This window comes from Elusimicrobiota bacterium (assembly GCA_016721625.1).
Taxonomy (GTDB): Bacteria; Elusimicrobiota; Elusimicrobia; order FEN-1173; family FEN-1173; genus JADKHR01.
The window spans coordinates 1215318-1236525 of sequence record JADKHR010000001.1; the positions used below are offsets into that span (position 1 = coordinate 1215318).

Annotated in this window: 10 protein-coding genes; 1 reads left to right on the forward strand and 9 read right to left on the reverse strand. The window is 62.0% G+C overall.

The window, feature by feature from the left end; translation table 11 throughout:
- Window positions 1-122: 122 nt before the first annotated feature.
- From IPP35_05130 to IPP35_05165, 8 genes are all read right to left on the reverse strand, one after another.
- Window positions 123-8126, reverse strand: coding sequence for a YvcK family protein (locus IPP35_05130; protein MBL0058485.1), 8004 nt, complete (start codon window positions 8124-8126; stop codon window positions 123-125).
- A gap of 62 nt (window positions 8127-8188) precedes the next feature.
- Window positions 8189-12304 (reverse strand): alpha/beta hydrolase, encoded by a 4116-nt coding sequence (locus IPP35_05135; GenBank protein MBL0058486.1) that lies wholly within the window; start codon window positions 12302-12304, stop codon window positions 8189-8191.
- Window positions 12305-12631: 327 nt separating this feature from the next.
- The gene (queA, locus tag IPP35_05140) at window positions 12632-13720 is read right to left on the reverse strand and encodes a tRNA preQ1(34) S-adenosylmethionine ribosyltransferase-isomerase QueA (GenBank protein ID MBL0058487.1); all 1089 of its coding nucleotides are present in this window, start codon (window positions 13718-13720) and stop codon (window positions 12632-12634) included.
- A gap of 31 nt (window positions 13721-13751) precedes the next feature.
- Complete coding sequence (locus IPP35_05145) at window positions 13752-14984, reverse strand: SpoIID/LytB domain-containing protein (protein MBL0058488.1); 1233 nt, start codon at window positions 14982-14984, stop codon at window positions 13752-13754.
- Window positions 14985-15079: 95 nt separating this feature from the next.
- Window positions 15080-16078 carry a Holliday junction branch migration DNA helicase RuvB gene (gene ruvB / locus IPP35_05150; GenBank protein MBL0058489.1) on the reverse strand — a complete coding sequence of 333 codons (999 nt, stop codon included), beginning with the start codon at window positions 16076-16078 and terminating at the stop codon, window positions 15080-15082.
- A 38-nt stretch (window positions 16079-16116) separates the two neighbouring features.
- Entirely contained in the window at window positions 16117-16731 is a 615-nt protein-coding gene (locus tag IPP35_05155) for a hypothetical protein (protein MBL0058490.1), read from the reverse strand.
- The gene (gene ruvC, locus IPP35_05160) at window positions 16728-17222 is read right to left on the reverse strand and encodes a crossover junction endodeoxyribonuclease RuvC (protein ID MBL0058491.1); all 495 of its coding nucleotides are present in this window, start codon (window positions 17220-17222) and stop codon (window positions 16728-16730) included. The genes IPP35_05155 and ruvC overlap by 4 nt, the downstream gene beginning before the upstream one ends.
- Before the next feature lie 7 nt (window positions 17223-17229).
- Window positions 17230-17961 carry a YebC/PmpR family DNA-binding transcriptional regulator gene (locus tag IPP35_05165; protein MBL0058492.1) on the reverse strand — a complete coding sequence of 244 codons (732 nt, stop codon included), beginning with the start codon at window positions 17959-17961 and terminating at the stop codon, window positions 17230-17232.
- Window positions 17962-18080: 119 nt separating this feature from the next.
- Between IPP35_05165 and IPP35_05170 the strand changes: the two genes are divergently transcribed.
- A complete protein-coding gene (locus IPP35_05170) occupies window positions 18081-19745 on the forward strand; it encodes a BamA/TamA family outer membrane protein (protein ID MBL0058493.1) in 1665 nt (554 codons plus the stop codon).
- A 29-nt stretch (window positions 19746-19774) separates the two neighbouring features.
- Here the strand turns inward: IPP35_05170 and IPP35_05175 are convergent, their stop codons facing one another.
- On the reverse strand, window positions 19775-21157 hold the full coding sequence (locus tag IPP35_05175) for an AAA family ATPase (protein MBL0058494.1): 1383 nt from the start codon (window positions 21155-21157) through the stop codon (window positions 19775-19777).
- Between the last annotated feature and the right edge of the window lie 51 nt (window positions 21158-21208).

Below are 21208 nucleotides of genomic sequence, written 5' to 3' on the forward strand. Positions count from 1 at the left end.
TGAGCACCGGCCGAACAGGCCCCGGCCCCGAAGGCGAAAAAGTCCGGCATCCTTCGTTAAATGCCGAGTCCTAATGTAAAGCCAGGGTTAACCCCTTTCCGACGCGGCCGACGGGGGAATGGTTAGGCCGCGGCGTTGAGGACATCCGCGTATCTGGACTCCTTGTCAAACTCCGAACCCGCGCGGAAGAGAAGGCCGTTGGTCAGGGTGATGAGAAGTTGGACCAGGTTTGCCGGAAGGTCTAACTTCCATTCCTCTCCGTTGGAAACAACCAGGTCCACCGGCTTTAGGTCTTTTAGCGCGCGGCGCCCTTGAACCGCGAAGAGCAAGTCCTGCAAGGAGTATTGATTCCCGACCTTCGACAGGTCCGTCTTGAGGACCGATGAAATCCGCGCCGTGCCCAAGACGCCCAAATCGGGGTCGGAGGCCCACAGGGTGTTCAGGTCCGCGCCCGCGCGCGGGAGCAACCAGGTCAGTTGGCCGTTCTCCAACGACTCCCCGTGCCCGGCCAAGACCTTCAATTGAGAGAGGGTCGTTTGGTCCCGTTCGGTGGGTTTACCCTGAAGGAGCGTTTCCGACAATTCCAAAACCATGGGGCGTTTTAGAGCCAACGCGGAGAGAACCGCCTCCCGCCCGTCGATCAAGCCGCCGTTGAAACCCCGTTCGAAGACAGCCACCCAACGGGTCCATTCGGTCGAGGAGCCAGCGGCGAGGAACTCTCCGAAACTGGCGAGGGCGTTAAAGATCCCGGGGGCGAGGCCGGCGCGATGGGCGGATTGGCGGAAGTGCTCTGCCAAAGCCGCCCCGGACCGAAGCACGGCGCCTTCGGAAAGCGCTCCTTCCGCCCCGGTCAATTTCCATTGCCCCAGCGAACCCGCGAGGGACTCGCGAGCGAGGCGGGAACCATCCCGTTCCCTGTCCACGAAGGCGCGAACCTGAGCCAAGTGAACGTTCAACCGCGAAATGTCCAAACTCCCGGCCGGCCCCCCCAACAATTCGCGCGCCAGAGCCCCCCCCGACGTGATGGAAGTCGCGTCCCGAAATTCGGTGGTATGCCTTCCCAGGGCGGGCGTTGAACCGACGATCACTCCGAACCCCATCATGAAGTTCGACCAGGTGTCCTCCAACCCGACGGGGAACAGGAAATGCCACAAAGCCGCGAAGGCCCCCGGAAAAAGAGCGAAGGTCAAAACCCCCAAAGAGAGAACACCCAACCAAAACCACCCTGGAAAACCCAATCGCGACGAAAAACCCTTCCAGCGCTCCCCCAGGCCGACGGAGTTCGAAGAAGCGGAAGGCGAGGCCCCCGCGGACTTCGATTCAAATTCCTTGAACCGGCTCTCCACTTTCTCGAAAAAATATCGGAGGTCCTGGGCCCCAGGATCCCCCCCATCCGAGAGCATCAGGTAAACATAGGGGGGGCGGCGGGGAGACGTTTCGATGGATCGGCGCGCCGCGTAGCGACGCAACCGGAGGGGATCGCCCCGCAAGAGGCGTTGGGCATCCGGGTTTTGGCTCCGCCAGGACGTGCCGGCGGGTTGGGTTCTCCAGACCATGGTTTCCAAAAGGACGGGAGCGCCGTAGACCGGGCGGGCGAGGCTTCCCTGATAATCCGTGTGCGTCCGTCGAACGAAGCGAACCACTTTTTTCAAGAGCCCGGACAGGGCCCGCTGGCCTCCCCGCAGAGCCCCCTCCAGGGAGGGGCTGGGGGATCCAAAGAAACGGATTTCGCCAATTTCAGGTCCGTTCATTTTTGTTTGACGGTGGAGCAAAAACAAGGCCGCGGCGTAGCGGTCGGCCGCATCCGCTCTCTCAAGTCCCGCCCGATCCAGCACGTCTTTGACCTCCTCGCTTGATAGACGTCCGGAAGCGAAGACGCCGTCATCGTTCAGACCGATCGAGAGGAACCTGGACGTTTGTTCCGGGGGTTCGGGCACCTGGTTCTTGTTGGCACGGAGGGTCTCGTCATAGGCCGTCACCACGGGCGTTGAAACGGCGTTTTTCTCCTCCATGGCCCCCATAACAGCGGCCGTGCGAAATATCCCCTCCATCCAAAGAGCGAAGGCCACGGGAAGGTCTTCGGGAAGAATGATCTCCGCCACGGGATGGCCGGTCCGGCGAAGGTTTTCCACGGCCTCGCTGTTCGGGTCCGAAATGCCCTCCCGGCGGACATGGATGAACACGGCACGGGATTCCTCGGCAGGGGGGTAGAAACCGGGATCCAACGGCATGTCGTAGGACACCATGGGGGAATCGCCCTCCTCGGAAAGAAGTCCCGGCTCCAGACTCCGGGCGGACATGGGACCCAGCCCTTCCAATAGAGGCGGGAAGATGAGAACCGCCTGGTTTTTCCCTTCGCGGATGTAGCCTTCCAACCAGGCCGCCAGCCTTAAGAAGGCGTCCTGCGAGACTCCCTTGTGGGCCGAGGCCGCCGTTTGTTCAAACACCGTCGTTGGCGACACCCCCCGGAGCGCCAAGAGAAACGCGTAGGGCAGGCCGGGATGCAGGAACCTCTTCAACAATTCGCGGCCGCCATCGAACTGAAGGGGAAACTGTTGGGCGCCAATGGACTGGGCCCAATTCCATCCCAAGGCCGTGCGATCGTCGGGCCGCTTCGGAGGGTCGGCGAAAAACAGAACATGCTTGAAGGGCTTATCTTGGTCCGCTTTTCCAAAAGCCTCGTTCACCAGGCTGGTGAGACCCTGTACCTCTTCTTTGCTCTCCTCCCGGAGACCCTTGGACACCACCACGAGGGCGCTCTTTTGGATGGCCCGCCCCCACACGCGTTCCCGAACCGTCGATGACCCCATTTTCATCCACCCGCGCTCCCAGGGGGTTGCCTCGGCGCGGATGAGCCGTTTTCGCAACGCCTCAATCTCCCCCGGATCAATGTGTTCCAACGGCAAAATCTGCGCCGCGCCGGAACCCGCCGGCCAGGCGTTCATCATATTCCCCAAAGGTTCAACCCCCCCCACTCCCACATAAATCACATAGCGAATCCCTTCGCTCCGGAACGTGGCGGCCACTCCCGCCAAACGTTCCAGGTGGATCTTATCGTACAGGGTCTCTTCCAACGCGTTGGCGCGAAAAGCCAACTTTTGCACTCCGTCCACCGATCCGACCCGGCGGAAAATACCCCGGCCGGAATAAAGCTTTTCCAACCACCTCTCCTTGACCATTCGACGCATCCATTCTCCCCAGGCCCGGGGCCGAGCCGAAAAACGGATTCCCACCCCGGGGGAGACCGTCTCCAGATAAGAGGCCATTTCGGTGATAAACTCCCGTGTGTCCGCGGGGGTTCCTTCCTCGGGGACGATCGTCGTATTCGGGAACGTCTTTTTCGGGACCTTCCCTTTGGCGGAGAAAAAAGCGCCCACGGCCTCGGCCGCGGGACGAACCTCGTCGATGTCCGGTTTGTCGTCCGCAAACATCAACGCCGATATGGATTCAAGGCTGTAAAGGTAAACCAACAAGGCCAGGGCATCTTTTTTTGACTGGCCGAAGGGGATGAAGTTGATGGAACTGGTTCCCGCCACCACCGCGGACAAGGGAAGTCCGGCTTTGTCGATTTCCGCCTGGATACGCTCCGCGGCCCCCGCCCGAGTGGCCTTCGGAATATTTCGGAGAACATACTGGACACGGCGGTCGTTCAATAACAGGGAGACGCCGTCCGGGAGGGTTTGGGATGTTTTCCCGGGGGCCGCCGGTCGCCTCTCCACCCCGGCGCCGTAGACGTCGGGATGAATTCGCTCCCGCGCGAGGAGAGCTTCCAACCAGAGGGCCACGGCCAGACTGGTGGGCAGAAGAGGCGAGTCCAGCCCTTTCCGCACCGTTTCCGGCCAGAGAAATTCCCGCTCTTTGCTGTGGATTAATTTCCCGTAACCCGCGGGGGAGTTCGATCCCTTGGCGACGGCCTCGGAAATAAGGCCAACGCACCCAGCGAACGAGTCGCTGATTCCCGCCAAACTATCGGACAGAGCCTGGGGCTTAGGGGACGAAGAGTGCTCCTGATCCAAGACCGAACGGGCGATTCGGGATTCGATGGTTAACGCCAAGATGTTTCGAACCGTCAGCGAAGATCGATTCAAGGCTTCCCCCAGCGAATTCACCGAGGGGGCTTCGCGGTCGCTCGCGAGGCCCTTTAGTTCCCCCACCTGCCGCCGCGCGACAGAGAGAAGAGCCTCCCCATGGGATTCAAGGGTTTCTCCGTTTTCGGCAAGTTTCTTTTCCACGGCCAAAACCGTGGATTCGAAGCCCGGCCAAACCCCCACCTGCCCGGGGGACAGAAATCCGCGGGCCTGATCCAACAGCGCCCGGCGGGCCTCTAACACATTTCCACCCTCGGCGAGGACCTTGGCCTCAAAGGTTTCTGCCATGGCGGTAAAGAGGTCCTCGGTCATGGCCGGCTGGTATTGCGCCGATGTGCGGTCGTAACGCCGAAAGTCCATGATGCTGGCGATCATGGGTAAATTGTTCCCCAAGAGAGAGGCCAGTAAACGGGGTCGGCCGCCCGAAAAAAAAGTGAGGGCCAGGAAAAGCCACTTCAAATCCTTCATCAACTCCTCAAAACTCGTGGCCGTGTGGGGAACCACCACCGCTCCCGCGTGCACGGCCCGCACCATCGCCTGAGCCGTTTGGACGGGGATGGGCGTGTTGGGAAGGCCGAGGGTATCGTCTTTATCAAAAACGCCGACCAAGCGACCGTAGGTCTCGTATTGCCGTTTCAGAGCGAACCACGTCAGGAGGCGATGGGGACGGTAATGAAATCGACCCTCCTTCGTCCATCCCGCCAACGAAGAGACAAAAACCCGCGCGCCGAGAAGTTCTTCCAGCTCCATTTGGATTTCTTCCGGCGTCCGGGTTTCCCAGAAACCGGTGACCGTCTTGGCCGCCCAGCGGTTGGTTTTCGGGTCTCCCGCCAAGTTTGACTTTTTTTCCGCCTCGGATTTAAGGAAGGCTTTTCGTTCCTTGGCGCTTTGTACAGGAACGTTGACGACCACGTCGGTTAGGAAGGAGCGCAGGGCGACGGCCCGTTTATCGGTTGAAAGCGATCGCTCCAATAGTTTCACCAGGTCCACGGGCGTAAGTCCGTCCGTATCCGGGTTTTGGGTGGGATTGAAGAGCCAGGTGATCGTGGCCCCGCGGCGCTTCGCCCTTATCAGGGACTCCACGATCCCTTCGGGAGCCAGGGCACCGAACAGACTGGTTAAACTCCCCGGACCGATGACGATTTCTTGGCATTCGTTAATGGCCCGGAGGGCCTCGGGGTCGGCAAAGGGAAGGGAATTCCGCCTGTTCCCCCGATGAAGATCCGCCAAATCGATCCGCGCAAAAGGTCCCGCCTCTTGGGCCAATCCGATGGCTTTTTCTCCCAGGGCTTCCCGGCCCGAAGCATCCACGCCGATGAGTTGAACGTCTTTGGACGATTGGAAACCCGCCGGGAGAGGGACCACGGAACTGTCCAAAGCCCTCACCAAGCCGTCCACCGCCCAGTAATAGGCGGAGGGTCGGAGGATCCCCGGAGAGGACACGGCGCCGTCCCGATACAAAGCGCCCAGATAAATCAAATCGCGCAAGGGTTGGGGGCGGGGGGTCCGCACCGCCGGATCGGGAATGGTGTCCGCGCGAATTCCCGCTTGAATATCAGGGGGGATCGCCTGAAGGCGGGTGCGAATGGCGGTGAGGAAGGCTTCTTTTATGATCGGGTCTTCTTTCTTCATTTCAGAGATGACTTCTTCGTTTTGAAGCGGAGACACCAACCAGCCCTCAGGAGGACCCGTGTAATTGGTGATTTCGGCGGCCAACAACGTCCGCACCCAAGGGCGAGCCACACCGCCTTCGATGGCCCGCATGGGATAGCCCATGTAGGGAAGGGTATTCACGGGGACCCGGTCCAACCTTTTGGCAAAAAAGCGGGGAAGCGCCCTCCACCAACGCCGCGCGGAGGCCGGGTGTGATTTCCAAGCGCGTTCCACCACCGACTGGAGGGCGGCGGAACGGCCGGAATCGTTGAGGTTGCTCATCACAGCCTTGATGGGCCCTTTGATGGTCGGGATACTTCGAAAAACGCGGCCCAGGAGTTCCGCCCCGCTCCCTCCACCGAGGACCACCACCTCGGCCGGTTCAGCGACCCGCACGCCCACCCGACGAACCCTCGCGCCGTGAGCGACCCAACGCCCGACGGTCACGAAGGCGTTAAACAAAGCGACGACGGGGGTGAACAGGGGAACCAAATCGAATCGATTTCCGTTTCCAACCTCCTTCGACGGGTCATCGAAGGCCGACTCTTTGCTGAAGACCCATCCGTTGACCACCGCGTGAGGAAAGGCCAACCCGGCCACCCAGGCCAGGGATTGAGCAAACGAACTCCAATCAAAGAACCCCGCGGCGGCGGAAAAACCCGAAAGCGATAAAAGGGCCCCGGCGGTGATCGCCAACTTTTCCGCCGAGAAGGCGAAGCGGAGCCGCTCCCGCCAGGTCCCCTCGGCCCCCCACAGGTGGGCCATATGCCACGCCAACGGGTAAACCAACCCCCACAGGGGAGCCATGAACCCGGCCCCTGGCGTGACGCCGACCCAGGACAGAAGAACCGAGGGCAAAACGCTCTCCGCCAAAACGGGCAACCCCACCCGTCCCCACCACCCGTTTCCAGCCAAACGATAAAACCCTTCCAACCAGGGCCATCGCCCGCCCCGCTTGCGGGCGGAGGCTTTGGCTGGCGTTGCCCCCCCGAGGTCGAGGACCACCCAGTCGTGGGCGAAGCCGTTATATCGTTCAGGCTCCCGGCCACTCGCGATGAGCCCCTTCTTCCAGACCAGCGGGGCTAGAAAATTTCGGGTGCGGGCGTCGTCCCCATTGAAATCCCAGTACCATCCGACCAAGACCTTTCTCGCGTTAAGGAGAACCTGATCCAGGATTTTCGCCTTTGACTCCGCGTTGATCGAGGGATCGCTCAACACGCTTTGCATCAGGACGAGCTCGACCTGGCCGAGGCCGACCCCGTTTTGACCCACCCGCGCCGCCGCAGGGGCCGGAACGATGAGACGCTCGGCCATGTCCTCGGGCAAAGACCGCCGATAGTTCTGCCATTGGCCGTTGAACTCAGGGTCCGGTTCATAGAGGACCACGCGCGCGCCGAGTTTCAACGCCAGAAATTCCCAGGGGAAGGCGGCGGTGGTCTCCTGGCGGAGGAGGTCGCAACTTCCTGGACCGATGGAAGCCACCTCGCTGGAAGGACCGATGCCCCATTCTTGGAGATGACGGACCCCCGCCTGTTCCAGCCCGCGCCGAATAATTCGCCGGTCTTCCTCCGAACCCTCCACCGGACGAGGCCAGGCGATCGTCCCCGCCCCCCCGTTCCTCGCGCCGATCCCCCTGGTCCGACGGAGGGCCGCGAGGTCCTCTGCGAAAGTTAACAACCGGCTGGGGAGTTGAGCCAGAGGAGGGAGGTCGCGAAGAAACCTCTCCCAACGGGACAACCCAAAATATCCGGGAGGGATCCCGTTCGGCTGTCGACCGCCGAAACCCAAGAGCACCGCGACCGACGTCCCCGTGGCCCAGGAAGCCCCCTCCGGGAAAGGGATGAGCCCGGCCACAAATCCCACCCCCAGGGCCGATCCGATGCCCAGGACCGCTAGAAAAACCACCGCCCCCAGACCCGCCTGGCGCCCACCGGAGATGACCTTCAGAACCGGTCGCCGAGGGGAAGAAGCGCTCGGGGAACCTTTTTCGAAGAACCCCACCGTCTCCGCTTCACCCTCACAGAGGATATGGGACATGACCGCCGTTTTGGGAACCCCCTTTTTCGGGACGATGGCCTGGATCCGACTTACGAAGTCGGGACGCCCGATCAAATGCGTGACGAGACCGGCGTCTCCCATTCCGAGATAGACCGCAAAATCGTTCGGCTTTCCGCTGTAATGAACGACATTGCTGTTGAGCACGAACACGCACGTTCCCTTCGGAAAACGGTCCACGAAAGAATTAAAGAGCTGGGGGACAGCGGCGAAATACGGTACGCCTGGCTTTGTTTCCTCCCAACGTTTGAGCGTCGGCAGGAGAGCGGAAAGGGTTCGAGGGAAGACCACCACGTCCCCCGGGTTCAGGGACTCCGGAGAAACGGCCATCGATGAAGCCCGCCCCGTTCCCCCTCCTTTCGTCAAAAACAATCGAGCCCCTCCGCTCGATGTCACATCGACGTCCGCTGTATAGATCTCGGCGGTGGGCCACTCGCTCGATCTAAGATCAACCGGACCCCGGATAAAAACCCGGAACTGAAGGGAGAGGGGAGGGCCTCCCAGGCTTCTGCCAGGGCGGCGTCCCTTTTTAACACGTTCGCCGGGGCCACCGCCGCGAGGCGGCTTTGACGGATCGACTCACGGATCGTCCGGGTCAGGTTCGCGTCGATCGTACCGAACCATTCGATTTGGAGCGCGCGCAGGAAGTCGTGGGCCTTCCCCTCTCCCCCGGCCGCTTGGGCCCGGGCGGCGTAGACCGCGGCCCGATCGTTAATCAGTTGGAGCGAATGGATCTTTGCACCCAGAATGACCCGCAAAGAGCGAGAGCGGGGATCGTATCGGAACTGCATTTTTTTCGCGGCGACCAGATGTTCGCCGAACTCATGAAAAACCGCCAGGTCGGCGGTCAGCGGGTCGGACGTTGGGGAAGAAGCGAGGTCCTCATGGACCGCGATGAAATTCGCGCCGGCCCCGCCCCGAAAGTCAAATATTCTTTCGCTGAAGAGAAGGACTTCAGGAATCTCCGCCGCGTGAGCCTTCAGGTAATCGCCGAACACCTGTTCAAACAACGAGAAGCCCGACGACGTTCCCCTTTTCCACCCGGCGAGTGCGGAGATCGAATCACCCACCGTTCGGGAGTGTAGATAAGGAAAGACCTGCCCCAATTCATTCCCCTGGAGGTCGCCCATGGTCAAGACCCATACCCCCGCGAACCGTTTGCGGACGATTTGAATCAAGGTTCGGCGGCCGATCTGAGCGGTCGCTGGGGGGGTTTCCACCTTCCGGGTGAAGTCGAGAATGGCTTGGTTGACGTCCGAAGCGTATTCCTCGGACCCGTGGAGGCTGTGCATGGTCAAAGGATTGACCTTCCCTGCCGCTTTTACGAGGACGACGATCGAACGGTTGTCCCCCGTGATCGATTCCGCGAGGCCGACAATTCCCGCCGAAAGAAAATCCTGGGGGCTGTACACCAACAGGAGGGGAAGGCCTTTTAGTCGCGTGATCACTTTTTCCTCGATCCCGGGAAAACGGTCCCGGAGAAACCGGCCCACGGCGAGGGCCTCGTTTTCTATGTGCGCGAGGTCCCGGAACTGGGACCGGGGAAGGAGGGGCCGCCCCATCAAAACTTCCCACATCCCCGATAGAAAGGGAAGGGCGGCTTGGTCCAGGGAGGAGGCTAGACGATCGACGTCCCGATCCGCCCGGGGCGGTCCGGAAACGAAACGGGAAGCCGAATGAAGCGCCCTGGCCGCCCACCCCACCATCGCCCGAGCGCCCTTGATTCCCAACAGGATGCGCTCGTAACGGACCAAGTGGGGGACGGCGGGGTTCAGAAGCGTCACCGACAACAGCCGTTGGCGAACCCAGGGGTCCTCTTCCGATACCAAATGAAACAGCGTCAGCGCGCCGAGAGAATGGCCCACCGCGTGGAATCCCCTTTCGACCAGCGACCGACCGGCCGCGTTTTTCAAGCCCTTCATGACCTGAATTAAATCCGCCGCGGTCTCGGAGACCAGCGTGTCCGGGGCCGGGAGGGGCCCGCGCTTGGGGACGATGAGGGCCCGGTAATTTGCGAACAAGGCGCGCTGGCGGCCCAAAGAGGGGTCGGCTCCGCCGCCGGGAACCCAAACCATGGGTCTGTTTTTTCCATTGGGATTGATCGCCACCAAAACCTCATGGCCGTTTGGGAGGACGACCGTTTTGGTTTTCCACTCCGGCCAGGTTTGGACCTCGGCCCAGAAAGTGCCGGGGTGAACCATGCCGAAGACCGCCCACCCCCAGGCCCCCAGATCCGAAAAATGGTAACCCGCCGCCCAGGCCACCGCTCCGCCGGCCATCACGGCCAGGGTCGCCAAGGACCCCAAGTTTTTTCCCGTGGATCGAGGCGGGACCGGGAGCGCGAGGCGAGCCGCCAGGGAAAGGATCAACATCGCCGCCATAGAAACCCAGTGAATGCCGAAAACCGCTCCGATTCCCACCACCAACAGAGGAGTCCAGGTGGAATGGAGCCAGCCCCAGCGAGTGTTACGCCCGATGCCTTCCTGGGCCAGGGCGCCCTTCGAAACATCGGGCGCCCCCGCCTCCGCGCCTGCGTCCTCCGATGACCCGATCGGCCGGAGGAAAAGTCGTTGGAGTTGGGCGCCCCACATCCCCGCGGCCGATGCTCCGTTGTTGAACCAGGAAGGAGATTCCTCCTTGGCCGGATAGACCCGGAACACCGCGTCGCCTCGGGGGGTGGACAGGGTTTGTTCCGACAGGGGGTCGCCCGGGAACCCCGCCGATTGAAAAAGCGCCGAGTCCTTGGCGATGTGTGTTTTGAAAGCAACGGCCACCGAGAGAGTGTGTTCCTTTCCCTTTCCGAAAGAAGACCGCAGACGAACGGTCAAATGGGAGACCAAGCCTCCCGCCCGGGTTTCCCCCGCGGTGGTGGCGGCGATGCTGAGGCCCGGAGGCGTTTCAGGGACTTTCCCGTCTATTAAAAACCCAAGCGAGGAACACGCGAGGGTGAACACCCCGTCCATGGCGGCCTTTTCGAAGCGCACGCGTTGGACCATGGGGTCCGGGACGACGGGAATGGATTCGGCGGAGAGCCGGGGAGATTGGAGGGTGATCACGTCCCCCGCCAATAGTTTTTCCAGGGGGAGCGGGTCCCGGACCAGGAGCGGAAGGGGCCGGCTGTCCTGGGAAAAGTCGGCCAGCCGCGGGGTAACGACCGCGTAGGAGACGTCCGCTTTTTTTAGCCGTGAGGCGAGGCCTTCCGTATGGAACCCGCCGGCCACCAGGACGGCCATGGGCGCTTTTTTAAGGCGCATTTTGTCCAGCAGGTTTTCCACCAGGGAATCATTTCGTTGGATGGCGCGGGAGGAAAAATCTTCAAAGGGCTGGAGGAACGCGGGGGTCAAAACCTCGTCGTCGGGAGGCGCGGGGCGACGGCTCAGCCCCCCCAAGATCCGGGGGAGGGAGGGGAGAGCGTTTTTCACCGCGGGATAGGCGCGCCAGTCTTCGGGGGTCATGGCATGCCGAGCTAATTTATCCAGGAGGGCCAGGGCGCGGCGGGTTTTGGTCAAAGATTTTTCCTCGGGCGTCCGGGCCAGGCGGCTTTCAACGGCACGCTCCAGAGAATCAATTTCGGTCAGGAGGGAACCCCGGTCGATCTTTTCGGCCAAGCCCAGATAAGACAGGTAGCCGTTCACATGCGTGAAACCATGGAGACGGATTCCGTTCCGTTCCGCCAAGGAACCCAGGAACTCGTGATAGTCGGCCTGGGAGAGTCGGCCGAGGCGATAATGGACGCTTTGATCCAATACCTTCTTCAGGTCGGCCGGAGACAAACGCCGAACCAGGATTTCCATCAGATCCCGTCGTTCGCTCTCGACGGCTTTGAAATCTATTTTTCCTTCGGCGTCGAGGGCCTGATGAAGAAGCGAAAGGTTCGGGTACGGCCCCGCCGAAACCGGGAAGGATTCCCATAGGTAACGAACGTGGGCCGCCAGGGTCTCCCGGCCCGCGATATAAGCGGTGGAACGAGCGTCGAACTCTTTTAATTCCAGGGAATACAATCGGACGGCGGCCTCTTCGGAAAGGGTTCGGAGATCGGCCAAACCGCCCAAGAGCCTGGATCGCTTTTTTTCCGAATCGCCGAAGGCCAAAAGATTTTGGCGGTAAAGTCCCGGGGTTTCCACGCCCCACAGGAGGGGCGGCGTTTCCGCGGAGAATCCCACGAACTCCGCTCCTCCGATATACCCCAGGCGAAGGAGGAGGTCCGCCGCGCCCCGACGGACGTCGCGGTTCACAAAAGAGCGATACGGATCCAGGCCAAAGCCCCCGGAGGCCCCCTCCAGCCCCACCAACCGAAGGCCCCGGGCCCCCAGCGCTTCCAGCAAACCGGCTTGGCTCCGTTGGGCGTCCAGGCTTTGGTGGGCGTCTTGCACATGGATCACCAAGGGAGCTTTGGGATTTTTGGACAACCAGACCGCCCCGAGAGTTCCATAGGGCGCCACCAGGTCGGGAAGCCACCCTAAACGATCTTCGGCCCCGGCCGGAAGGCACCGTTGGGAAACAGGCATGCCCTCGGCCGTCTTCGTTGGCGTGAGGGCGGAATCGAAACCAGCGCCGGGGCGGGAATCGGGCCCAGGGCCAGAAGCGCGGCCGGAGAATCCCGGCGCACAGCGGCGCGGCGGGCTTTCCAAAAATTGGTTTCGGCCGCATAGATCCCCGAAACGTTCGTGGCCAGGTAAGCCGCCGTCAGAAGGCACGTCCCGAAAGGACGGGCCCCGCATCGCCCGAAGCGTTTGAGGAGGTGGGATAGGTTTCTCATAGGAATTCCATGACGCCACATGGTAACCCGAAAGGGATTAAGGATGCCTTTTGGAGTTGTAAACTTATTGTAACGATTACAGGACGGCCATGGCGTCGCCGTAGGAAAAGAATCGGTAGCCGTGGGCGAGGGCTTCAACGTAGGCCCGGCGCAGGGGGTCCACGCCGGCGAAGGCGGCGGCCAGGAGGAGCGGGGTGTGGTGGGGCATATGGAAGTTGGTGAGAAGGCGGTCCACGGAGCGGAACCGGTAGCCCGGCGTGATGTAAAGAGCCGCCGTTCCGGACCCGGCTCGGACCGCGCCGTCGGACCCGGTGGCGGACTCCAGGGTCCGCACCACCGTCGTGCCGACGGCCCAGATCCGTTTACCCTCGGCGCGAACGGTTCGGAGAGTTTCGGCCGTTTCCGCTGGAACCCGGTAAGGTTCCGGCAACATGCGATGCCGGCGATAATCTTCCGTTGATATCGGCCGGAAGGTTCCCCAACCGACCCAGAGAGTGACAAAGGCGACGCGGACTCCCCGGCCCCGGAGCGCGTCTAGGAGTTCCGGCGTGAAATGAAGACCGGCGGTGGGGGCCGCCACGGCGCCCTGGGGAAGGGGACCGTCGCCCTCGGCCGCGCCGGGAACCGCGAAAACGGTCTGGTAGCCGTCGCCATCCTCCCACCGCCCATCGGACGGACGCTTGATGTAGGGAGGTAGGGGCATGAGCCCCAGGCGTTCCAGCGCAGGGGAGAGGGCGGCGGAAAAAACCAGTTCCCACTCCCCATCCGCCCGATCTCCGGCCACCCGCGCCGAAAGGCCCTCGGGAAAAAGGATTTCCGCTCCCGGACGGGGCCGGGGCGTGACGAGCGCGGTCCAACGATCCGGCCCCTCCCCGGGGAACCGGGCCAGGAGCAACACGGTCACCCGCCCCCCGGTGGGTTTCTGGCCGACCAGCCGGGCGGGGAGGACCCGGACGTTGTTTAAGACCAAGGCGTCCCCCGTTGAAAAAAAATCGGGCAGGTCCGAAAACGTCCGGTGGGACAGCCCCCCGTCGGCCCGGCTCAAGACCATCAGGCGCGCGCGGTCCCGCTCCGCCAACGGGGTTTGGGCGATGCGGTCCGCGGGAATTTCGGGAAATCCCAGAAATTCAGCCGGCCTCGCCCCACGACCTTCAAAAGCGCTCATGGGCGGACCGGAAACAGAAAGAGGTTGGCCGCTATTCGGTCCAATCGACGACCTCGACCCGGTGGTAATAAATCCGAAGGATCTGCCCGTAGGTCATGCTGTTGTCGGCCAGAGTCTTCATGCCCCACTGGCAGAGGCCCACGCCGTGGCCCCACCCGCTCCCATGGATCTGCCACGCTCCATCCAATTTAGAAACACCGGCCCATAATGTGCTTCGAATCAAGGCCGGATTCACGATGTTCCGGAACGTGTTGGCCAGGAGGTCCCGGGTGCCCCGCTCGCCGAAAATCCGGACTTGGTACACACGGCCGGAAGGCGTGTGGCTCAAGATCCCGATGGCACGGACCGCCCCGATGTGGTATCCGGCGCTGGCCAACCGTTGATCCACAAGGGCGTAAGGAACCCGGGCCATCCAGTGAAATCGGGGGCTCGACCTGCACCACCCGCACCGGACCACTTTCAAGTAGGGCTGACCTCCGTGTTCCCACACATTTTCCGCCGATTCCGTCGATCCGCCGCAACAAGAGTGGTAGACCGCGCTGATGAGCTTTTTTTTCCTGTCCACCAAGACCTCGCCGCGAGTGCGTTTGACGGCGGCGTCGGTTGTTTTCCGTTCGGCGGAGGCGCCGGCGTAGGTTTGGCAGTGGGGGGACGGGCAGAAATCATAACCGGACGACCCGTGACGGCCGCGGTTCCGTAGAGCGTAGGTCCGGCTGATGACGGATTGGGCCTTCAACGCCTCCACGGGCCACTGGTCCGAGGTTTCCATGAGGAGAACACCGCGAACATAATCCTCCACGGAAAGCCGGTTCACCACGCGGATTCCGGCGCCGCGCCGATCCAATTCGATCGCGCCGCGAAAGGGCCGCTTGTTAACGGTCACGACCCCCTCCGGGTCGGCGGGTTCGATGGTGATTTTATTCCCCCACCGTTCTTTTCCGACGAAGAAACCGGTTTTCGCGGGGAGGATTTCCTGGGGCTGACGGTATTTGACCTCGCGGCGGGGAACGGATCCGGTCAGGAAGTAGGCGCCCGCCCCGAGGACGACCGAGGGCGCGCTCGCGCGAAGACCGATCCGTATCAGGGGCGGACGGTCGGCGCGTGCGGAAGAGGCGAGGGCAAAAGCGAATAGGAGCGTTGGGAGAAAACGCCGACGCCACCGCGACTCACTGTTTTTTTCCGGCGGAGGAATGGGAAGAGACCTCCCCTGGCCCTTCTTTCGGAAGGAGGGGGAAAAAGAAAGGTCCGCTTCTTTGTTTTCCAACAAAAAGTCTCGCCATGGGTTTTCTGGCCCAAACGTTTGGGCACCCAGGCGGGTTTTTCCCCTCTGGAAAAAGGGAAGCGGCCGGCCAGCGGAGCTCATGGCCCGAAGAGGTTCGCTTGGTTGGGGGCGGCGGGAAGGGGCAGGCCGAGGTGTTGGTAGGCGAGCGGGGTCACCACCCGCCCGCGGGGCGTCCGGGCCAGGAAACCGGCTTGGATCAAATAGGGTTCGTAAACGTCCTCCAGGGTGTCCCTCTGTTCGCTCACCGCCACGGCCACCGTGTCGGCGCCCACGGGGCCGCCGCCGAACTTGGTGATGAGCGCGGTCAATATTTTTCGATCGATGTGGTCCAACCCGGCCACGTCCACTTCCAGCGCCTCCAGGCCCCGGCGAGCCACGGCGTGGGTGACCCGGCCGCCGGTTTCGACGTCGGCGAAATCGCGCACCCGGCGGAGAAGGCGGTTGGCGATCCGGGGCGTGCCCCGGGAGCGGTGGGCAATTTCCCGGGCGGCCTCAGGCTCTATGGGGGCGTTCAAAAGACGGCTGGACCGGATGACGATGGCGGCCAGGTCGGTTTCGTTATAGAAATCCAGGTTCGCGATGATGCCGAACCGCTCCCGGAGCGGGCCGGTCAAGAGGCCGGCGCGGGTGGTGGCGCCGACCAGGGTAAATCGCGGCAGAGGCAATTTGATGGTTTTGGCCGAGGGCCCTTGGCCGATGATGATGTCCAGGGAAAAGTCTTCCATGGCCGGGTAGAGGGCTTCCTCCACGGAGTGGTTCAAGCGATGGATTTCATCGATAAAAAAGATGTCCCCCTCTTTTAAGCTGGTGAGGAGGGCCGCCAAGTCGCCCACCCGTTCCAAGACCGGGCCCGACGTCTGGCGAAGGCCGACGTTCAGTTCCTTGGCGATGATATGGGCCAGCGTCGTTTTGCCGAGCCCCGGCGGGGCAGAGAAAAGGCAATGGTCCAGGGGCTCCTTCCGTTTTTGCGCCGCCTGGATGAACACCTTGAGGTTCTTCTTCAGTTTGTCCTGTCCGACGAATTCGTCCAGGTTTTGGGGACGGAGCGTGACGTCGAGGGTTTCGTCCTCGGGCAGGGGATGCTGGGTGACCGTGCGGTCGTCTTCTTCGAGCACTAGGCCCTCCCCGCCAGGTGGCGCAAGGATTCGCGCAGGAGGTCCTGGGAGGTGGCGCGGGGACTTAGGACGTCCCGGGCGGTTTGGGCGGCCTGGCGGGCGGCGGCTTCCCGGTACCCCAGGCTGACCAAGCCGGCCACGGCTTCCTCAAAAGCGGAGGCGTCTCCGGAAACCGCGGGGCCGCCCTGGATCGACAGGGATTCCATCTTGCCCTGGAGGGCGGCGACCAGCTTTTCCGCCGTCTTGGCCGTGAAACCGAACATCGTCACCAGGGATTTGGCGTCTTTGTCCAAAATCGATCGACGGAATTCGGGGAGGGACGTGGCGGCTTTGTCCAGAAGTTCCAGGGCTTTCTTGGCGCCGGCGCCCGGGACGTTTTGCCGCAGGACCAGATAGACTTGTTTTTCCTGGGGGGTCAGGAAACCGTAGAGAGAGGTCCCGCCGCCGTACATGGCGATGGATTCGACGATCAAGAGACGCACGTCTTCCCCCACGGGCGGCAGTCGGAGCGCGGAGGAGGCGGAAAGAGACACCTCGTAACCGACCCCGCCCGCTTCCACCACGCACCCCTCCGCGGTCCGGTCCATCAACGCGCCGCGGAGCGAAGCGATCACGCGGGAACCGCCGCCGCGAAAGAGGCGGAATTCAGGTGGCAGAGGGCGATCGCCAGGGCGTCCGCGGCGTCGTCGGGTTTCGGGATTTCTTTCAGTCGGAGGAGCCGTTGGACCATGCTCTGCATTTGGGATTTATCGGCGGCGCCGTAGCCGGTGAGGGCCATCTTGACCTGGCGCGGGTTGTATTCGTGGATCGGAAGCCCCAGGTCCGCCAGCGTCAACAAAATGGCGCCGCGCCCGTGGCCCACCGAAGCGGCCGTGCGACTGCTTTTGGAAATGAAGAGATCTTCGATGGCCGCCAACACCGGACGCTCCCGCTCCACAATGACGCGCAGGGCGCGCGCCAGAAACAAGACCCGGTCCGCCAGGGGTTTCCCCCGGGGAGTTTCGATGGCGCCGTAGCCCCACACGCGGTATCCCTCCCGGCCTTCCGTTTCCAACACCGCCCAGCCCACGGTGCCGAGGCCGGGATCCACGCCGAGAACTCGCATGGGCCCGTTAATCTTGCAGGTCGGCGTTGGTATAGACGTCTTTAACGTCGTCGTGGTTCTCCAATTCCTCCAGCAACCCCTCCATTTGACGGGACGATCCGCCGGTGAGCGGCGTCCGCGTGGAGGGGATCCGGGTGACCTCGGCGGAACTGAGCGGAACCCCTGCGGTTTCGAGAGCGGCTTTGACTTTGTCGAAATCGGCGGGAGCGGTCAACACCTGAAAAGCGTCGGGGTCGTCGGAAGTGATGTCCTCGGCGCCGGCTTCCAGGGCGATGGTCATCAGTTTCTCTTCGTCTTTCCAAGCGGCCTTTTCGACGACGATTTGCCCTTTGGTTTGGAACATCCAGGACACGCAACCGGACTCGCCCAGGTTGCCGCCGTGGGAGGAGAAGATCTTTCGAATTTCAGAACTGGTTCGGTTCTTGTTGTCGGTGGTGCCGGTGAAGAAAACGGCGGCGCCGGCGGGGCCGTAACCCTCGTAACTCACCTCATCAAACGTCATCCCGGGGATTTCGCCCGTGCCGCGCAGGATCGCCTTCTTCACGTTCTCGCCCGGCATGTTGGCCGCTTTGGCGTCCTCGATGGCTTTCCGAAGCCGTGGGTTGTTCTCAGGGCTTCCGCCGCCGGTTCGGGCCGCAATCGTCAACTCGCGGACGATGCGGGTGAACACCTTCCCCTTCTTGGCGTCTAGTAACCCCTTCTTATGCTTGATTCCTGCCCATCGACTGTGACCGGACATGACGGCTCCTCCGAGAAAGTGTTCTCCGAATCCATCTTACCAGATCGTTTTTCGACTGACAACGGCGGGGCGGGGCGTGAGGACTGGAGAATGATCTAAAAACCGGTATACTAATCCTTATGAGCCCTCGAGCGGCACGCTGGTTGGCCCTGACGGGAACGGTCCTTTGGTTGGCCCCGCTCCTGCGGGGAGCGGCCCCGCCGTCGAAGAAATCCGGGAAAAGGTGGTTCTCCCGTGGGTCGGTCCGGGCGGCGCCCGAGAAGGAACCTTCGTTCCGGGGGTACCGGATTGCCCGGATCTACGTGATCCGCCGTCAGATTTTCGATGTGTCCATTCCCTCGGAAAACAAGATGGGTTACCGCGCCGTGAACCACCTCCACATCACGACACAGGAACGCACCGTCCGCGAACAACTGTTGTTTAATGAAGGCGACCTCTTCAACCCGGAACTGGCCCGGGAAACCGAACGCGCGCTCCGGCAGATCCTGCGGCTCCGGGACGTGCGGGTGAAGGCGGTCCCCGTGGGCGGGGGACGGGTGGATGTGTTGGTGGAAAGCCAGGACACCTGGAGCACGGAAATCCTCCTCTCGATGTCGGGGACCGGCAGCGAAACCAATTATCTTCTCGGCGCGCGGGAACGGAACGCTTTGGGCCTTGGGAAAAAAGTCGGGTTCCTGTATAAGAAAGACACCGACCTGATCAGCCGGACCTTTTCCTACGACGACCCCGCTCTCCTGGGAACCCGGCTTCGGCTCGCCGGCAATTACCAGGACACGGCCGACGGATCTTCCCGTTTCCTTTCCCTCGAACGACCGTTTTACTCCAGCCTGACCCGCTACTCCGTGAAAACCCAGGGCAGTTATGACAAGTCCGACACGATCGTTTATCAAGATGGGAAAGAAGTGGATCGATACACCCAGGAAAACCGAAAATTGGGAGGCGGCGTTGGTTTTTCTTTGGGCTCCACGACGCGGAGAATTCGGCGGTTGGGGCTGGGCTATTCCTACCAACACAACCGATTGGACGCCGCCGGATCCGCCGCCACCGCCGGACAAGACGACGTGTATCATTTGATCGGGCCCTCCATGGAATGGCAACAAGTGGATTTCATTACCGAGGACCACATCCGTCAATATACCAGGGAAGAAGATTTCAACCTGGGGTTCTCCCTTAAAGGCAATGTGGGCGTGTCCCAATCCCGTTGGGTGCCGGGAGCGGCCAACGCCACCATGCCCCAGGGAACCCTCACCCAAGGCCGTTTGTGGGGCCCCGGAAATTTAGGTTTGGTGACGTTCCAGGGAAACGGCCGCTACGAAAATGGTTGGCAGGACACGGAGACCAAAATCGATCTGGAATATTACAACCACTTCCTGCCCTGGAGCACCTGGGCGGGGCACCTGGCCTGGGACCAGGTCCTCCATCCCGCGGAGGACACCCAGCTTCTCCTGGGAGGAGACACGGGCCTCCGGGGCTACCCGGTGAACCAATTCGCGGGGAACCGGCTTTTCCTGGCCAACCTGGAAAACCGGCTCTTCTTCGTGCCCGAGGTGTTGAATTTTTTCGGGGTTGGGGCCGTGGTGTTCGGCGACGCTGGGTACGCCTGGCCCCGGGGCCAGGCGGTGCGTTTCGAGGACCTTCGGGCGGATTACGGGGCGGGTCTGCGAATCCACTTGACCCGAGCCAGCCTGGGCCAGGTCCTTCGATTGGACTTGGCCTGGCCCACCCGGGCCAACAACGGAAATCGGTCCCCCGTTTGGACCTTCGGCACCAGCCAGGTCTTTTGATGAAGAGGGCCGCCCCCCGGTGATACCCCTCAGGAGTGGGAGGCCTTTCCGACGTGGGTCCGCGCGGACTCATGAAAACGTCTCACTCGGTCGTCACAGATCAGGTCCCGGGGCCGCACCGGGCGGCGGAGCGTCACGCCGGAGAGGGTTTTGCATCGGCTGAAAGCCACGTAGGCCTGGCCGTGGGCGAAGGCCCCGTTCCCCAAATCGATGGTAGCGCACTCGAAGGTTTGGCCTTGGCTCTTGTGGATCGTGATGGCCCAGGCTAAGCGAACCGGAAACTGTTGAAAGGTGCCGACGACTTTCTTTTTAATGCTGGCCGCCTTTTCGTCGAACACATAGACGTAGCGTTCCCAGGACACGGGGGTCAACTCGTGGCGTTTCCCCTTGATCTCCACTTGAATGGATTCCTCCGATAGGCCCACAATTTTCCCCAAATCTCCGTTGACCCACTCCAGGCTTGGATCGTTCCGGAGGAGCAAGACCTGGGCCCCTTTTTTGAGCACAAGCTGAAGGTCCGTCGGAAAGCTGGATGGGTCGAATTCTCCGGTCACCACCCCCTCGTAGCAACGGGCTTTCCCTTTCAAACGATCCATCTCGGCGTCGTTGATGACGCGGGAGATGGCATTCGTCGTGCTCAAGACCAGGCCTTCCCGCGCCCCCCCTTCGGTCTTTTCCACTCGTTGATTCAACCGCGCGAAGTCTTCCCGAGTGGCGGTGTTGTCCCGCAGGCGGTCCAGCAACGAAAGGAACTCCGGATCGGACCCCTGACGGAAGACTTTCCGCAATTCGAAACAGGTGGCGTTCATTTCCCGCCAGGCGTTGGAGTCGAAAAAATAGGGGCCTGAATAACGTTGGGAGAAAATTTCGTTCAGCCCCGGCTCGACCACCGGCGGAAGTTGGAAGAGGTCGCCAAAGAGGACCACCTGGGCCCCGCCGAAGGGTTCGGACACGCCCCGGGTGAGCCTCATGCAGACGTCCATGGCGTCCAAGAGGTCGGCCCGCACCATGGAGGCTTCGTCGATCACCAGGGTTTCCAATTCTTGAACCGCGCGGCGGTTCCGCCCAGCCCGCTTGACGTCTTTTGGGTCCATGAAGTGGGGCGGAAACCCAAAGAAGGAATGCAGGGTTTGCCCCCTCACGTTCAGAGCCGCGATCCCCGTGGGGGCCAGCACGACGCATTTCTTGGAGGCCTGGCCTTTGAACAAATGGAGGAGGGTCGATTTCCCCGTCCCCGCGCGCCCGGTGATGAACAGGTTTTGCTTGGTGGAATGGAGGAGTTCAAGCGCCTCCCGAAATTCCGGAGTCATCTCGATTTTCGGCCCTATTTCACCATCGATGGGTTTCACGGAGTTCACCGGGTTAAAAGATAGACCGGAGCGAGGAACGTCGGAAGCGAGGCGGGAGGACATCAGAAGTTTTTGGTTCGACCTACGGGAGAAACAACGCTTCCCGCGAAGAAA

What these genes read in the sequence shown, in the direction of transcription:
- IPP35_05130 (MBL0058485.1), bottom strand. Translation starts at nt 8,126, where the DNA reads ATGGCCGTTTCTCCGGAGTCCCTGAACCCGGGGGACGTGGTGGTCTTC.
- IPP35_05135 (MBL0058486.1), bottom strand. Translation starts at nt 12,304, where the DNA reads ATGCCTGTTTCCCAACGGTGCCTTCCGGCCGGGGCCGAAGATCGTTTA.
- queA (MBL0058487.1), bottom strand. Translation starts at nt 13,720, where the DNA reads ATGAGCGCTTTTGAAGGTCGTGGGGCGAGGCCGGCTGAATTTCTGGGA.
- ruvC (MBL0058491.1), bottom strand. Translation starts at nt 17,222, where the DNA reads ATGCGAGTTCTCGGCGTGGATCCCGGCCTCGGCACCGTGGGCTGGGCG.
- IPP35_05165 (MBL0058492.1), bottom strand. Translation starts at nt 17,961, where the DNA reads ATGTCCGGTCACAGTCGATGGGCAGGAATCAAGCATAAGAAGGGGTTA.
- IPP35_05170 (MBL0058493.1), top strand. Translation starts at nt 18,081, where the DNA reads ATGAGCCCTCGAGCGGCACGCTGGTTGGCCCTGACGGGAACGGTCCTT.
- IPP35_05175 (MBL0058494.1), bottom strand. Translation starts at nt 21,157, where the DNA reads ATGTCCTCCCGCCTCGCTTCCGACGTTCCTCGCTCCGGTCTATCTTTT.